The following is a 16,472-nucleotide window of genomic DNA, read 5'->3' on the forward strand; positions in this document are numbered from 1 at the left end:
TCTCGATTTCTTTATCTTTGCCCTCTTTGAAACCTAAGATATGCCAAGAATTTTAACAGGAATACAAAGTACGGGAACGCCACATTTAGGAAACATTCTAGGCGCGATAATGCCAGCCATTCAAATGGCACAAGACCCCAAGAACGAATCGTTTCTTTTTATAGCAGACATGCATTCATTGACTCAAATAAAAGATGCAGAATTGTTGCGTAAAAACACCTATTCCATTGCTTCTACTTGGCTTGCTTTTGGGTTAGATATCGATGAAACTGTTTTTTACCGTCAGAGCGATGTGCCCCAAGCTACCGAACTTGCTTGGTATCTTAGCTGTTTTTTTCCGTACCAGAGGTTGACCCTGGCCCATTCGTTCAAAGATAAGGCCGATCGACTTGAAGACGTAAATGCCGGTCTCTTTTCTTACCCCATGCTGATGGCCGCTGATATATTACTATATGATGCCAACATTGTACCTGTAGGAAAAGACCAGTTACAGCATATAGAAATGACTAGGGATGTTGCTTCTCGTTTTCACGCCAAAATGGGCGAAACCTTTGTTTTGCCCGAGGGGAAGGTACAGGAAGAGACCATGTATATTCCTGGTACGGACGGAGAAAAAATGAGCAAGAGTAGGGGCAACTTGATCAATCTTTTTCAAACCGACAAAAAGTTGCGAAAGCAAATTATGGGTATTGAAACGGACAGTACACCCATGGAAGAGCCCAAAGACCCGTCTACCGATACTATTTTTTCTCTCTTTAAAATATTAGCAACCCCAGAGCAGATTGAAGAAATGAGCGCCAACTATCTGGCCGGAAATTATGGGTATGGCCACGCCAAACAAGAACTTTATGAAGTGATTTTGCAAAAGTTCGGAGAAGCCCGAGAGAAATACGAATATTACACCAACAATCTTACCGAGGTCGATGAAGCTTTGGCCAAGGGTGCCGAGAAAGCAAGAACTGTGGCTACCGGAGTTTTGGAAAGGGTAAGAGAAAAGGTGGGTTATTAATGATGCGAAAAATTCTATGCTTTCTTTTACTTTTCAATCTTTACCCAGTCTTTTCACAAACGGAAATTACCACCAATGAGCTGTATGATCATATTTCATTTTTGACCTCTACAGTTAATAAAGGTCGGTACCCCGGCAGCAGTACCAATAAGAAACTTGTTAAATATATTTTTAAAGATTTTAAAAAATCTGGATTAGAGAAATTCGACCAATCTTACCGGCAAGAATTTGTTGCAGAACTAAGGGTTTCAAATGATGTCGATAAAAAGCCAGAGGTGAAAACTTGGAATGTAATCGGGCTTCTAAAAGGTAATGATCATAAGCTTCAAAACGAATATATTGTATTGGGGGCGCATTATGACCATTTAGGTCATGGAGGGCCAAGCTCAAAATCTGACCAACTTAATACCGTTCACCCAGGGGCCGATGATAATGCCAGTGGAACAGCTGCCCTTCTAGAGATTGCAGAAAGATTATCGGCTATACAAAGCCAGTTGAAAAGAAGTATAATTTTTGTGGCCTTTGGCGCAGAAGAACAAGGGCTATTAGGAAGTAAACATTTTGTGGAAAACTCGCCTGTGCCCTTAGCTCAACTGAAATTGATGATCAATATGGATATGGTGGGGAGACTGAACGAGCAAAAACAAATTTATATGGGTGGGGCAGGTACTTTTCCTGAAGGTCAAAAACTTATGGCCAAATTGGGAAAAGAGGCGGGATTGAACCCTGTAGTACATGCAGGTTCGGTTGGTGGATCAGACCATGTTTCATTCTATAAAAAGAATATTTCCGTTTTGGGAATGCATACCGGTGGCCATAAACAATATCATACTCCAGAAGATACCATTGACCTCATCAATTTTAAAGGAGAAAAAATGGTGTGCGACTATATTTTTCAGACCATTTTTACCTTGGCCAGCTCCGCACATCCGCTTACATTTATTGCCCAAGATTAAGGCAACTTTTGACAATAAAGTTTAAAACATTCAAATTTTTATTGTTTTGGATCATGTTTTTGCAACTTTCTTTCAACCAAATTAAAAGATACTATTGCAGAAACCCCTATAAGTATAAACCCTTTGTATTTATCCAAAACCCCTAAAGACGGTGCAAGGGCATCTTTGAAAATTAGGAAAAGGGAAGCGATTACGACCATTCCGGCAAGAAGCATAAACCCCAAAAGCCAATAAAACTTAGTGTCGCTTGCCTGTTTTCTCTCGGTCTCAATTTTTCTTAGAACATTCGATTTGAAGGAAAGAGAAAGGCCTTGCCCGGGCTTTTCCTTTAAATGGCCGTAAAGCACTTCGTAGGCTTCCAAATCTTCGGCATCGATTGTTTCCGGAGCTTGATTCTCAATACCCTTCATTTTTTGGTCTAGAAGCTTCTGAATTCTAAAATCTTCATCTTTCTTCATAATCATCTTTTAAATGGTCTTTAATCTTATCCTTTAGCATCTTACGTGCCCTGTACAAGTAACTTTTAACAGTGCCTTCCGGCATTCCTGTAGTTTCGTTGATTTCTTCAACCGAAAATTCTTCCAAATGGAACAAGGTTACTACTATCCTATATTGTTCTGGCAATTGTTCGATGAGTTTATTGAGATGCTCCGAAGTGTTTTTTTTGCTTAATTGTTCTGCCGGATTATCTTGATCGCTCTTTAGCCTCACAACGGCTTCAGGGTAATCCTCGGTCAAATTCCTTTTGTATTTTTTCGCATGGTTTAGTGCGGTCAAGTAGGCGATTTTTGCAATCCATGTGGATAATTTTGACTGGTGCTTAAAACTACCGATACTTCTATAAACCTTTACAAATACTTCCTGAGATACATCTTCTGCATCCATCTGTTCCGGGACTACCCTTTTTACCACATGAAAAATCAGGTTTTGGTATTTATCCACTAATGACGAAAATGCATTGGTATCCCCTTTGATTATTTGGGCAATCATTTTCTTTTCTTCGACCATAGTCATATCAAGTAGACAACACAAATGTAAATAAGGTTGCAAAATAACGGGGAATTATTCAACTTTGATGGGTTACGCAAAAGGCAAATGAAAATAATTTCGATTTTTTTTTGCTTTTTCTGCAACCTAATCCGATAAGCAATTGTCTACTTAGCAAAACCAATTATCATGTTATACAAAATCGCACCCTTTTTAATGATTATTATAATTACCTGGCTGGTTGTACTTTTGTTTATCCATTTATTGAAATATAGGATAAGAAAAAGAATGATCGAAACCAATCTGGACGATGAAAATGTAATCAAGGCCATTTTGGAGACCAAAGGAAACAAAGAACGGGAGCAGGACGTACTCAAATGGATGTTGCTCGGAATTTTCGGCGGCCTTGGTCTTGTCATCCAAGAATTCCTTCCCTATAGTATGGACGAATCAATACTACCGTACGGAGTGATTATCATATTCCTATCCATCGGACTCTTGATATACTATCTCCTCATCAAGAATCGCTTCAAGAATCGTGACGATTCGCCAGTGAAATAGCATTTTCCACTTACTCATTAATGTATTGTTGACCTAAGAAAAATTCTTGGGGTAGAAAACCCATGTCAAAATTTAAGCAATGAAATCATATAAAAATAACTTTATAATTCTAATAGTAATCTTTTGTGCAACCCTGCTCGGCGCACCTGCCAAAGCACAATCGGAAGCGACCGCAGAAATAGACGGAAAGATAACGACCGTTATGAACGAACCCTTGCCCTACGTCAGTTTGGTCATATTTAAAGTATCTGATTCGTCAATGGTAAAGGGCGCAATGTCCGATGACTTAGGTTCGTTCCTGATTGAAAAAGTACCCGCCGGAACGTATTATGTTGCGGCAAGTATATTGGGTTTTAAAACCTATAATTCTGCGATTTTTGAAATCGCACCAAATGAGAAAAAGGAATTCGGTACACTTCAATTGGAAGAAGAGAGTTTTGAATTGGAAGGAGTAACTGTAACAAGCACAAAACCGTTGATTCAAAATAAAGTGGACAGGGTCGTATTGAATATTGAAAATAGTGTACTCGCAACAGGGAACACCGCTATGGATATTTTACAAAAAGCTCCGGGCGTAACCGTTGATAACGGCGTACTTAGCTTGATAGGAAAAAGTAATGTACTTATTTTGATAAATGGTAGGCAGACCTATTTGTCCCCGGAACAGTTGCAAAACCTATTGGATTCCACACAATCAAGTGTCATAGAATCCATCGAGATAATGACAAACCCTTCGGCAAAATACGATGCAGCCGGCAACGCGGGAATCATCAATATCAAAATGAAAAAAAACCGGGATGCCGGAACGAACGTAAGCGTAAACCTAGGCAATGGGCAGGGCAGCTACATAAAAACCAACGGGGGAGTAGCCTTAAACCATAAAAACGAGGTGCTGAATATCTTCGCCAATTACGATTATTCGGATAACCAAAGGTTTCAAACCATCGATATCGACCGCTCGACATCAGTTTCGGGGCAGACCGTTTTTTTCAATTCTTCTTCCTTCGAAAAAAATAGGTTCAAAATCCATAATTTTAAAGTGGGAGCCGACGTCGACCTTTCCCCAAAAAGTACTTTGGGTTTCATCATCAGCGGTAATTTCGTCAACGGAAATTCTAGGATTGTGGCTACAACCGATATAGGGGGCCGGCCAGAGCAAATCGATTCGACCAATTTGGGAGCGACAGTCGGAAAATATCCAAATAAATACATTACCTATAACCTGAACTATAAGGTGCAACTGGACACCGTAGGAACCGACCTGAGACTTAGCTACGACTATTCCAATTCACGAAGAAATGAAGGTTTTGATTTCAGCAATCGTTTCTTGGACGAAAACCGGAACGAATACCGCCCTGACGAAAACTTCAGGAACTTGACCCCTCAGGATGCGGATATTTATGTCGGAAAAGTGAATTTCACGCATCCTTTTACCGAAACTTCAAAGATAGAGGCCGGTTTAAAATACAGTTCGGTAGAAACGGACAACATACTTCAATACGACATATTACAGGATAATGGCAGTTATGTCAATGATGAAAGAAGGAGCAATCAATTTATCTATACGGAGAAAATAGGTGCTGCCTATATAAATTACAACATTCAATTGGGATCGTACGACATTCAGACCGGGTTGCGTGCGGAAAGAACCGTATCGACCGGAAACTCGATAACGGATGAAAATGTTGTGGACAGAACCTACACGGATCTATTTCCAACGCTGTTCATCCAGAAAAAAATCAACGATTTGAATGTCATAAATGCCAGTTATGGCAGACGGATCGATCGGCCCAATTATTCCTCGTTGAATCCATTCGTGTATTATATCGACCAATACACCTTCCGTTTCGGGAACCCCTTTTTAAAACCCCAATACACCGATTCCTACAGCATCGGATACCTGCTCAAGAACAAGTATAAATTCGATTTGAGCTATAGCAATACTAAGGATGCAATCGCCTACATCATATTGACCGACCCCGAATCCCGATCGATTTCCCAAACGGATGCTAACCTTAACGGCTTCAGTTCGTACAGTTTGAACGTTAACGCTCCAATCAAGGTTACTAATTGGTGGGGCACCTATAATAACGTATCGGTTTACTATAACCAGTACAGATCCAACGAGATTGAGGGCGCACTGCTGCAATTGGAAAAACTGGCGTGGCAGGCAAGCACGAACCATACCTTTACCATCGATAACCGCACTTCTGCCGAACTGAGTGCTACCTATTTATCTCCTAACGTTTACGGGGTATTCAATATAAAATCGCGGTACACGGTCGACATGGGCGTTAGCAGGCAATTTTTTGATAATAAATTGAACGTTAAATTGGCCTTAAGCGATATTTTCAATACTTGGGGCAAAAGAACCATTTTCAGTAATTTGACCAGCAGTGGTTATAACATAGATACGGATTTTGACAGTACTGTCGTCCGCTTTAGCGTATCCTATAAATTTGGTAATATCAAATTGAAATCGACCGATAAAAAAGGTGGTGCGGAAGAGGAGAAAAACAGGCTGTATTAATTATTTGAAAGGCTTGGATTACTTCTCTTCTGTAACTTAACTAAATTTTAAGATGTTTATATAAACCGACCGAATGGTTTTTAAAAATTCAATTTATTCGTCGGGTTCTGAATAAGTTACAATGTCTATGCCTATGCCATTGGGGTCTTCAATCGCAAAATGGCGGTCTCCCCAAGGTTCATCTCGAATGGGAATCTTAATATCAACATTCTTCTCTTTTATTTTGCCATATAGCTCGTCTACATTTTCAACCTCGATGGTCAAATACATTCCCTTACCTGAAAATCTTTCTTGAAAAAGCGGCTGTTGTGAAGGGTGGTCGGGTAAGAGAAATCCTATTTCAGCTTCTCGGTTAGGGGTATGCATCAAAAGGTAGAACTCGTTTTCAAAGGTGACTCCAAAATCAAGAATTTCAGAATAAAATTTCTTGCTTTCGGCCAATTTTTCGGTAATTACTCCGGCATTCAGTTTCATGTTTATTCGTTTTTTTAGAGGTTTTCCCGCCTGTCCGAAAATAGAAGCCGTCAGACAGAGCAGGCAAACTAGGTTTACTGTTCGATTCATATCCCATAAATTTCAATAATCAAATTTCAATTCTTATGGAAAGGAAACATTGTAAAAATCGGACATAATTACCCTCTGAAAGCACGAGAAGGGGTTACCCCGTAATGATTTTTGAACTCTTTTATAAAATGTGCCTGATCATAATACCCTACATCAAAGAATAGTTTGTTCATTTTCAAGCTCTGAACCGAAGGTTTCGCCCTTAAAATATTTTGAAACCGTACCACATTACTGAATGTCTTAGCCGTATCACCAATATAAAATTTGAAAAGGCGACGCAGTTGGCGTTGACTGATACCGATATCAAGCTCATCGGCAAGATTGACCACGCCCCTATTTTGCAATATGATGCCGATGGCTTTGTAGAGTCGGTTATCGGTATTGAAATCAGCCCGTTTTATTTGCTCTGAAAAATAATTGTCAAGCTCAGGCATTATCTCTTCAAGGTTGTGATTTGTTTTCATAGTTTTTGAAAGAAAGATAGCCGTATTCTTATGTACCGTCTCAAGATTTGCATATCTATTACTCAATATAGTTGCATCGATATTGAACAGCTGAGGGAACATCGTCGGGAGAAATCGAATGCCTACATAATGAAAATTATGTTCTAGGGGAAACTCGGTAAACTTCTTGCAAAAGCCCATAACAAAAATTTCATCTGCTCTATTCAATTCGAAAAAGATATCGATACAACCATCGGATACGACCCGATAGATAAACTGCCCTTCTAATGCATGAACTGTCTTCAACTCCCAATAACAATAGATGACATTACGCAAACTTTCATCAGGTAGCATTTCTCGATAAACTACATCTTGAGCGGACTGCCTTACGGTAGGTTGCACCGGCATATAAAGGTCTTTAATCGACTCGAAAATTTCCATTTTTTTAATCTATCGTGAAATTTATTGAAACCGACCCAACGGTCGGTTGTTGACATCTAATTTCTAACCTAGAATTCAAAAAATACAGATTTCAAGGTGCTTTTTATCGATTACCTACCCTAAATTCAAATACTACAGCCATTATCGACGAATTACAGACCAGCTGGTCGGTTAAGCAAAGTGCTATAGCAGTAAACGAGTTGCCCATTTAAATAGCTTCGAACAGCTTTCCGGGCAAGGGTCGTATCACTCCCTTCATTTCCATGTTCAACAAGGTCGATGAAGTTTTAAAAATCGGTAACCGACACTCTAAAGCAATGCTGTCTAACAACTGTTTCCCATCTTTCTGTAAATAGGTGTATATCGATTTCTCGGTATCGTCTAACTCCACAAAAAGTTGCTTTTGCACGTTCTTGGTTTCTTTTTCGCTTACATCCCAATTCAATAAATAAACTAAATCAGCGGCAGAGGTGAGCATATGCGCCCGTTGTTGCTTGATAAGATTATTACAACCGCTACTGTACTTGTCATTTGACCTTCCAGGTACGGCAAAAACATCTCTGTTATAGCTATTGGCAATATCCGCGGTAACCAAACTACCCCCCTTTTCCGCAGATTCTATGACTATCGTCGCCTCGCTCATACCGGCAATAATGCGGTTACGTTTCAGGAAATTTTCCCGGTCAGGTTTGCTCGTACTCCAAAACTCGGTGAAGAAACCTCCATTTTTATTTACATCGGGTACAAACTTAGCATGCACTTTCGGATAGATTTGATTCAGGCCGTGGGCCAAACACCCAATGGTTTGAAGACCGTGCTTTATGGCCGCCCGTTGTATTGCAATATCAACACCATAGGCAAAGCCGCTAACAATTATCGGATCCAGAGGTGCCAAATCTTCAATGAACCTATCGCAAAATGCCTGCCCATAACTGGTGATTTTGCGTGTGCCTACAACGCTAATGATTTTTCTGTTCTGTAAATCGATATCGCCTTCCTTGAACAAAAGAATTGGGCTATCGATACAGTGCTTTAAATATTGAGGGTAGCTAGAATCGGCAAAATAACTGTACCGCCAACCCTTTTTCTCGATAATGGCAAACTCGTCTTCAGCTGCTTCTTGATGTTCGGCATCGTAAATACCGCGAAGAACATGGGTTCCGATTCCTTCAATTTGCAATAAATCGGCTTTCTTTGTGTTGAATATTTCCGATGGACTACCACAGTGTGCTATAAGTTTCTTCGCCGTTACATCGCCGATATTTGGTGTATGTTGAAGTCTCAAAACCGCAAGCAATTCATCTGTAGTCATATATAATCGAGTAAAAGTTATCCACAAAATACACAAAATATAATGTTAATAAAAAGTTATGCCAACCCTGTTTTGACGCTCTATTTTTTATAAAATTTGCGGTGTATGGGCTTAGAACACTATATAAAAGATTTACTCTATCGCTACAATTGCGTAATCGTGCCTGGTTTCGGGGCATTTCTCACTCAAGAAAAATCTGCGATCATTCAAGAAGGCACCAATACCTTCTACCCACCGACCAAGACGGTTTCGTTCAATCAGCAACTGGTCTCCAATGACGGACTTTTAGTTTCCTACGCTGCGGAGGCTCAGAATATTTCTTTCGAAGAAATGTTGAAGCAGACTAAGGAGGAAGTCGCGGAATGGGAAGCAGTACTACAAAAAGGCGAGTATCTCAAACTTTCTGAAATAGGTTCTCTTTCGACAAACGCCGAAGGAAAAATACAATTTCAGCCCATAGGTAGTGTAAATTACCTGACTTCATCATTTGGTATGACCTCATTTGTTTCCGCTCCGGTTACCCGAGAAATCTTGAAGACCGAAGTAAGCGAGATGGAAGAGAAAATGCCTATAACCTTTACCCCAGAAAAAAGGGAGGGTTTAGGCGTAAGACCTTATCTCAAATATGCTGCGGTAGTTTTATTGGCGTTGACCGCCGGTTTCGCCGGGTATAAATATTACCAGACCGATCAAGCCAACCAACAACTGGCTAGAGAAGAAGCACAAGAACTAGTTTCGAAACGCATTCAAGAAGCTACCTTTTTTGACACGAAACCTCTAGAATTGCCTGCAATTACCCTGAAGACTTCTAAAAAGACAACAGCAACAAAGGTTGAATCTGGTCAAAAAGTACATCACATTATCGCTGGCGCATTTAGATATCGAACGAATGCCGATAGAAAAATTGCCCAACTTAAAAATCAAGGTTACAACCCTTCATATATTGGTACCAACCCATTCGGACTTTATATGGTGGCCTATGATAGTTTTACCGATACCGATAAAGCTTTAGTGGCACTTCGAGAAATCAAGCTTACGCAAAAAGATGCTTGGTTAAAATCGGTAAAGTAATTGCTTAAGTACTGAGCGAAATCTCATTATTCCTTCGGATTATGTTAGACTCAAACTAGATATGCGTGTATCTTTGCCCAAAAATTAGATATGGAGGGCAAAAAACCCAGAGATTCTAGAACTACCATGACCGATATGGTTCTCCCCAGTGAGACCAACCCCCTAAATAACCTGTTTGGAGGTGAATTATTAGCCAGAATGGATCGTGCTGCCAGTATTGCTGCCAGACGCCATAGCCGCCGAATTACGGTGACCGCTTCGGTCAACCATGTTGCATTCAACCAATCTGTACCTGTAGGAAGCGTTTTAACTGTCGATGCAGCGGTTTCAAGGGCCTTCAATACTTCTATGGAAGTTTATATTGACGTTTGGATGGAAGATCGTTTCAGCGGCGAGCGTTCAAAAGCAAATGAAGCCATCTACACCTTCGTAGCCGTTGATGATACCGGAAGACCTACGGAAGTACCTCCATTAATTCCTGAGACCGATTTGGAAAAAGAGCGCTACGCCGCGGCCTTGCGCAGAAAACAGCTAAGTCTTGTGCTTGCGGGAAAAATGCAGCCCAAAGATGCTACTGAACTAAGGGCTTTATTTATGGAAGGTTAATCTTAGAAATCGAAATTATCAGGGTCAGGGCCAGTGCGTTCTCCCTTATGGAGCGAATCAAGATAGGCCACCTCATCATCGTTTAACTCAAAATCAAAAATTTCAGAGTTCGAAGCAATACGATTCTTATGAACGGATTTTGGTATGGTCACAACCCCTTTCTGTAGATTCCATCTCAGTACGATCTGTGCAGCAGATTTACCATACTTTTCCTCTAAATCTCTGGTAATGTCCAATTCGAACAACTTCCCTTGAAGAAACGGGGACCATGCCTCATACTGAATGCCCTTGTCAGTACAGAAATTCAACAGATCTTGTTGCACCAAATAAGGGTGAAACTCCATTTGATTGACCATAGGTACAATCTCGGCACTTTGTAATAGGTCTTCTAGATGGTGCTGCAGAAAGTTACTTACGCCGATGGCTCGTATTCTTTTTTGCTTATACAGTTCTTCAAGAGCTCTCCAAGTATCTTTATACTTCGCCACTACGGGCCAATGCACCAAATACAGGTCTACGTAATCGGTTGCCAATCGTTCCAGACTGGCCTCAAAAGCTTTTAAGGTGCTTTCGTAGCCCTGATCGCTGTTCCATACCTTAGTGGTAAGAAAAATGTCTTCCCGAGCCACGGCACTCTCTTTTATCGCTTTGCCGACACCTACTTCATTCTTATAGACCGCTGCGGTATCTATGTGACGATACCCCTGGTCTAAAGCAAATTTGACCGCATCGACCACTTCTTGATCATTATCGGCTTGATAAGTGCCTAAGCCGAAGTATGGCATTTCAACCCCGTTGTTTAATGTAAAAGTCCCTTGAATATCTGTAATCTTACTCATTCTTGTGTTTTATTTTGTTCTAGACAGTTTGCCTCTAATCTGATTGTGTTTATTCGGTAAGTTACCAAATATGGCTCATTGAGAAATATCGGCAACCATTAAAATTTTTATAAAATCTTAAGGGTTGATAGCGATTACAATTGATAAACCCAATCTTCAGGGTTAAGCTTAGAAGTATTCTGATGTAGGTAGAACTTCAAACGCGTTTGCCCACTAGACCGATTGGTATAAATGTCGCCCAGTTCTGCCTTTGCATCTACTCTATCCCCCTTTTTTACATATAAATTGGTGAGATTATAGTAGGTGCTGATATAGTTACCATGTTTAAGCTGCACCGCTTTATTACCCCCAGGGATAGAGAGAATCGCGATTACCTCTCCCCTGAAAATCGCCCTGGCCCTTGCACCCTCATCAGTGGTGATAATTACACCATTGCTCTGGTGTTTAATACCTGGATAGATAGCATCGCTATACACACCGAAGCCTTGACTTTTAAACCCTTTTTCAACTGGCCAGATCAACCTGCCTTTATTTGCCGAGAAACTGTTCGCGATAATGGCCGCCTCCGGTGTCATCAAAAACTTGCTTGGATCATCGGAAGCCTTACCCGCATCTTTATTGGCATTGGCTATCGCCTCACGTACCAAACGCTCTATTTCACGGTCAATTTGTTTTGCCTGATTCTGCTTGTCACGAATTTCGGCGGCATATTTGGTTTCGTTCTTTCTAATTGAACCCAGTAAATCTTGCTGCGCCTTTTTCTCGGAGGTGAGTTCATTTCTAGCCTTTCGGTTGGCGGCAATCAATCGGTCTTTCTCTTTTCGTTGTTCGGTCAGGTCTTGATTGAGCACCGTAAGCTCTTCTGTTTTCACCACAATTTTCTCACCTTGCTGTCGTCTGAATTCGGTGTATTGTTTGATGTATTGAAGTCTTTTAAAGGCCTGAAAAAAATCGTCGGAAGATAACAAGAACATCAACTTGCTTTGTTGAATTTTGCTCTGATAACCCTTTTGAATCATCATGGCGTAATCATCTTTCAGATCGTTGAGTTCCTTTCTTAGAGCCGATATGGCATTGATGTTCGTATTGATTTTTCTGTTGAGTAGATTCGATTGTTCATTGGTCACACTAATCAAGCGTTGACGTACCTTTATTTTCTGTTCAAGACCTTCCATACGGTCTAAAACAGTGCCTCGTTTCTCTTTTTGTGCGAACAGCAAATGATTGATTTGTTCAATCTCTTTTTGCAATTGTTCGCGTTTGGCCTCTAAGGCTTCTTGCTCATTAGTTTGGGCATTGAGTTGAGAACATCCCAAAAAAATAAGGAATAATAGAACAATGAAATATGGCTTGTTACCTTGCATCATCCTTCAAAACAATCTCTTTAAAACCTTTGGGTATACTATACGGAAACCTCAATTCTTGATCAAATTCAATATTACGATATTCAATATCTACGGTATTTCGCTCTTCATTCTCAATTGCGGCCACCGCAATTTTTTTAGGTAAAATCCACTTGTTTACTTGCTGGTAGCCTAAATAATTAATTTGTAGTAGTCGTTTTTTTAGGGGTTGCGACAATTGTTGAGACGCCATTTTGAAATTCTTAGGCTCAATTTCAAAAAGCACCTTGAAAAGGTCCATGGCCTTTTTGGGTTTTAACTGATAATTTTCACCTACCACCGTCGTCTCATACTTTGTATCGTTCAGGTCAAATAATGCCTCGCCAAGTAATAGATTTTGAACCTGGTCAAAATCAAGTTCAGTGCCCAAGAATTTACTTAGATAAGCAAAATCACCATCAAAATATTCGTTTTGCAGTTTGTTATAAAAAGACACTCTACCTGGGGTAATATAAGCCTTTACCATACCGAAAGGGGCACTAAACCAAATGGCTTTATCCTTTTCCATACGAAGATTTACGGAAACCCCTTGCGAAGATTCACCATCGGAATAATCAATACGCATTTTACCACTGATGGTCTTAAAATCAAGCGTATTCTGATAATGTGTTTTAATGATACTTTTTGCGGTTAGGCTAGATTTAGCTGTACCGTCGCCAAGGTTTTTTTTTGATTTACAAGAAAACGCTAATAGGGCAAAAACGATGAGTATAGTAAAACGAGAGGCTAATCGAATAGGTGTAATCATAAACGCAGATGTATTACAAACCTTTTTCTGAGTACGTTTACTCAAAAACCAGGTTTTATCTTACGAAGATACATATTTGCCTTGACTGAATTGTTAATGGAATTATAAGCGTCAGCCAGCTCTTGATAGAATTTATTTGCCAAAGAGACATTACCTACCAAATAATCGAGACCGGTCTCCAACATTTCAATGGCCTCTTTGGATTTAGATTTTCTCTGTAGCGCATAACCCAATGCATAGTATAGAAATGGTTGTGATGGGTAACTCTCCAATGCTTCTTCAGAAACCTGCTCTAGCATCATAATATTGTCTGTTCTAAGAAAGCCCTGAAGCCTTATCTTGTACCGATTATAGGATCCCGCATCCGAATTATTATTGGAAGCCGATACCGAAAATGAGCTACTGGTAACCAATTCTTTCGATTTCTCTATAGAGGTATTGATTTTAGATGAAAGTTCAGTTGTAAAATCCGATTTTTTAGTCTGCTTTAAGATTTTAAGTGCCGTATCGTAATCTTTCTTTTTGAAATACGCCAACGCTAAGTTTTCGTTTGCCTTTGAAACAGCAGGTAGTTGACTCTTGACATTATCAAAAGTTTTGCCCTGTTTTCTCAATGTTTCTACGAAGGTGTCGGCATACCACAGATTTTCGGGATTGTTTTTCAGGGCGACCAAAGCATAATCTTGGGCAATGGGGTATTGTTTTTCTTTGATATAGAGCTTGGCCAATTCATGGTCTACGACCGTATTTTCGACGTCTATATTTTTACATTGCAATAAAAGGTTAATAGCCTTGTCGTAATTTTCAATTCCCTTTTGCTTAAGAGCCTCAAAAAACTTCTCTTGAAAATCGTCGGAATAATTCTCTAAGAAGAGCTCTGCACTTTTCTCGACATCAATTTCAGGCGCCTCTTCTTGTGCACAAACTTTATGAGGTGCACAAAACACCCAAGTTAAGACCCAAAGTATGTATACTATTTTTATCATATGAAAACACCCTGTTTTTCGGAGTTGACAGACTGCGAAAGTTTACTTAACGCCCGTACTGCCAAAGCCACCGGCACCTCGTAAGGTATCAGAAAGAGTTTCTACTTCTACCCATTCGGCCCTTTCGTGTTTAGCAATCACCAATTGTGCCACTCTTTCTCCGTTTTCAATCGTAAACGCCTCGTTAGAAAGGTTAACCAAAATAACGCCAATTTCACCTCGATAGTCGGCATCTACGGTTCCAGGAGCGTTTAAAACCGTAATTCCCTTTTTGGCCGCCAAACCACTTCTAGGTCTTACCTGTGCTTCAAAACCAACCGGAAGCTCTATAAACAAACCTGTTTTAACAATCGAACGCTCTAATGGTTGTAACGTAATGGGTTCTGAAATATTGGCACGAAGATCCATTCCCGCAGAAGCACCCGTTTCATAGTTGGGCAATGCATGAGCTGATTTGTTGATTATTTTAATTTCCATAAATTAATTCTAGGCCAGTTAGGCTTGTATTAGTACAATTTGTTTGAATAAATAAAAAGGTCTACTGTGGGTTCTTTCTCAAGAAAATCTGTTTCAATTTATCGTTCTCAAGTTTATAAACCAAGCCCAAGAACAACAAAAGTAAGGCGATGCCGATAATCAAGTTCCTATCAAATACATAAAAGGATAAGGCAGAAAATAAAATGGAAACGCCCAGGTAAAATGTAATTTTTCTAAAGTTATATGGAATCGGGTAACGTGATTTACCTAAATAATAAGAAAGCACCATCATGCTGCCGTATGCCATAACTGTGGCGATAGCAGAAGCCATGTACCCGATGTGGGGGATAAAAAAAAAGTTTATACCAATTGTTATAAATGCACCGATTACCGAGATAAACGCCCCGTACCTAGTTTTATCAGTAACCTTGTACCATACAGAAAGGTTATGATAAATACCGAGAAAGAAACTGGCCAGAATGATTAGAGGCACGATATCCATAGCTTCCCAATACGATTCATCTCGTACGAACAATTCTTTTAAGATATCGGCGAAGACGATTACGGCGAGAAGAATAATGCTGCCCAAAACCACGAAATAATTGGTTATTTGTGCATAGGCCTTCTGCGGATTTTCAGTACCCGCATGGCTAAAAAAGAAAGGTTCGATACCCATTCTAAAGGCCGTGGCGAACAAGGTCATAAAAAGCCCCAATTTATAGCAGGCCGAATATTTTCCTACTTCACTATTGGCGATATCGGCGGGCAATAAACTTTCGAGTAAAATCCGGTCGAAAACCTCATTAATGGTAAAGGCAATTCCCGCAACCAAAACTGGCCATGCATAGCGCATCATACGTTTCCACAGCTCTGTATCGAAAGTATAACTTTTTCTAATATATAGTTTTAACATCAGCAACAAGGTGAGTGCGCTGGCAACTAAATTAGAAATGAATATATAGGATATTTCAAAATTGGGCCTATACATCCAATTAAAGAAGGTTTCGGAATCTTCTTGAACCATTTTTGGCAGTAGTAGCAGAAAAAACAGGTTGAGGCCCAGGTTTACAGCTACGTTCAAAATCTTCACCACAGCATAGCGCATTGGCTTTTCATTGGCCCGCAACCAAGCAAAAGGTATAATGACCAAAGCGTCAAGTGCAATGATAAATATAGTATACCGAATAAACTCGGTGTCAATACCCGTTGAGGTAGCTAAACTGTTTTGAAGCAGTAGCGCTAACATCGTAAATAACAGGGTGCTTGCCAATATGGACACCAATGAGGTCGAAACCACTTTGTGCTTGTCTTCAGCACCATTATAAAACCTGAAAAAAGCAGTTTCCATACCGTAGGCCAAAAGCACATTGAATATGGCGAACCAAGCGAATATGACAGATATCTCTCCGTAACCTGCCGTCTCAAGCACACCAGTATACAATGGCAGCAAAAGAAATGACATCATGCGCGGAAGCACCGTTGCCAAGCCGTAAATTGCCGTCTGCTGAAAGAGTTTTTTAAGCGGATTCAAGTATGAAG

17 protein-coding genes are annotated in these 16,472 nt (G+C 40.1%); 6 read left to right on the forward strand and 11 right to left on the reverse strand.

Annotated features, from left to right (window positions below; genetic code table 11):
- The first annotated feature begins 40 nt into the window (after window positions 1–40).
- Both trpS and IV512_RS04445 read left to right on the forward strand, forming a co-directional pair.
- Window positions 41–1,009 carry a tryptophan--tRNA ligase gene (gene trpS, locus IV512_RS04440; protein ID WP_209401052.1) on the forward strand — a complete coding sequence of 323 codons (969 nt, stop codon included), beginning with the start codon at window positions 41–43 and terminating at the stop codon, window positions 1,007–1,009.
- Window positions 1,009–1,965, forward strand: a complete 957-nt coding sequence (locus IV512_RS04445) for a M28 family metallopeptidase (RefSeq protein ID WP_209401055.1) — start codon at window positions 1,009–1,011, stop codon at window positions 1,963–1,965. Before trpS ends, IV512_RS04445 begins: the two co-directional genes overlap by 1 nt.
- Window positions 1,966–2,003: 38 nt before the next feature.
- Here the strand turns inward: IV512_RS04445 and IV512_RS04450 are convergent, their stop codons facing one another.
- The gene (locus tag IV512_RS04450) at window positions 2,004–2,423 is read right to left on the reverse strand and encodes a hypothetical protein (protein WP_209401058.1); all 420 of its coding nucleotides are present in this window, start codon (window positions 2,421–2,423) and stop codon (window positions 2,004–2,006) included.
- Window positions 2,410–2,973: an RNA polymerase sigma factor gene (locus tag IV512_RS04455; protein WP_209401061.1), complete on the reverse strand. Its 564-nt coding sequence runs from the start codon at window positions 2,971–2,973 to the stop codon at window positions 2,410–2,412. The genes IV512_RS04450 and IV512_RS04455 overlap by 14 nt, the downstream gene beginning before the upstream one ends.
- A gap of 195 nt (window positions 2,974–3,168) precedes the next feature.
- Here IV512_RS04455 and IV512_RS04460 point away from each other — a divergent pair, with 195 nt between their 5' ends.
- Together IV512_RS04460 and IV512_RS04465 are read left to right on the forward strand one after the other, a co-directional pair.
- Window positions 3,169–3,513 (forward strand): DUF6249 domain-containing protein, encoded by a 345-nt coding sequence (locus IV512_RS04460; RefSeq protein ID WP_371743268.1) that lies wholly within the window; start codon window positions 3,169–3,171, stop codon window positions 3,511–3,513.
- A 79-nt stretch (window positions 3,514–3,592) separates the two neighbouring features.
- Entirely contained in the window at window positions 3,593–6,043 is a 2,451-nt protein-coding gene (locus tag IV512_RS04465; RefSeq protein ID WP_209401068.1) for an outer membrane beta-barrel family protein, read from the forward strand.
- 93 nt (window positions 6,044–6,136) lie between these two features.
- Here the strand turns inward: IV512_RS04465 and IV512_RS04470 are convergent, their stop codons facing one another.
- The 3 genes from IV512_RS04470 to dprA form a co-directional block, all read right to left on the reverse strand.
- Window positions 6,137–6,517 (reverse strand): VOC family protein, encoded by a 381-nt coding sequence (locus IV512_RS04470; protein ID WP_209401888.1) that lies wholly within the window; start codon window positions 6,515–6,517, stop codon window positions 6,137–6,139.
- 158 nt (window positions 6,518–6,675) lie between these two features.
- Window positions 6,676–7,491, reverse strand: coding sequence for a helix-turn-helix domain-containing protein (locus IV512_RS04475; protein WP_209401072.1), 816 nt, complete (start codon window positions 7,489–7,491; stop codon window positions 6,676–6,678).
- Between the two features lie 208 nt (window positions 7,492–7,699).
- Complete coding sequence (gene dprA / locus IV512_RS04480) at window positions 7,700–8,803, reverse strand: DNA-processing protein DprA (protein WP_100870380.1); 1,104 nt, start codon at window positions 8,801–8,803, stop codon at window positions 7,700–7,702.
- A 105-nt stretch (window positions 8,804–8,908) separates the two neighbouring features.
- On the opposite strand from dprA, the gene IV512_RS04485 reads away from it, so the two are divergent.
- On the forward strand, window positions 8,909–9,874 hold the full coding sequence (locus IV512_RS04485) for an SPOR domain-containing protein (protein WP_209401075.1): 966 nt from the start codon (window positions 8,909–8,911) through the stop codon (window positions 9,872–9,874).
- A gap of 90 nt (window positions 9,875–9,964) precedes the next feature.
- Window positions 9,965–10,480, forward strand: a complete 516-nt coding sequence (locus tag IV512_RS04490) for an acyl-CoA thioesterase (RefSeq protein ID WP_209401079.1) — start codon at window positions 9,965–9,967, stop codon at window positions 10,478–10,480.
- A 2-nt stretch (window positions 10,481–10,482) separates the two neighbouring features.
- On the opposite strand, the gene IV512_RS04495 is transcribed toward IV512_RS04490, so the two are convergent.
- From IV512_RS04495 to IV512_RS04520, 6 genes are all read right to left on the reverse strand, one after another.
- On the reverse strand, window positions 10,483–11,319 hold the full coding sequence (locus tag IV512_RS04495; RefSeq protein WP_209401083.1) for an aldo/keto reductase: 837 nt from the start codon (window positions 11,317–11,319) through the stop codon (window positions 10,483–10,485).
- Between the two features lie 134 nt (window positions 11,320–11,453).
- Window positions 11,454–12,569, reverse strand: coding sequence for a murein hydrolase activator EnvC (locus IV512_RS04500; protein ID WP_371743255.1), 1,116 nt, complete (start codon window positions 12,567–12,569; stop codon window positions 11,454–11,456).
- Window positions 12,570–12,672: 103 nt separating this feature from the next.
- The gene (locus IV512_RS04505) at window positions 12,673–13,515 is read right to left on the reverse strand and encodes a DUF4292 domain-containing protein (RefSeq protein WP_245224675.1); all 843 of its coding nucleotides are present in this window, start codon (window positions 13,513–13,515) and stop codon (window positions 12,673–12,675) included.
- Window positions 13,512–14,456, reverse strand: coding sequence for a lipopolysaccharide assembly protein LapB (locus IV512_RS04510; protein WP_209401086.1), 945 nt, complete (start codon window positions 14,454–14,456; stop codon window positions 13,512–13,514). Before IV512_RS04510 ends, IV512_RS04505 begins: the two co-directional genes overlap by 4 nt.
- Window positions 14,457–14,498: 42 nt before the next feature.
- A complete protein-coding gene (dut, locus tag IV512_RS04515; protein ID WP_209401089.1) occupies window positions 14,499–14,933 on the reverse strand; it encodes a dUTP diphosphatase in 435 nt (144 codons plus the stop codon).
- Window positions 14,934–14,994: 61 nt separating this feature from the next.
- Window positions 14,995–16,464, reverse strand: coding sequence for a lipopolysaccharide biosynthesis protein (locus IV512_RS04520; RefSeq protein ID WP_209401093.1), 1,470 nt, complete (start codon window positions 16,462–16,464; stop codon window positions 14,995–14,997).
- Window positions 16,465–16,472: the final 8 nt, after the last annotated feature.

Origin of the sequence: Pseudozobellia sp. WGM2 (assembly GCF_017810075.1) — a bacterium.
GTDB lineage: Bacteria > Bacteroidota > Bacteroidia > Flavobacteriales > Flavobacteriaceae > JADNYK01.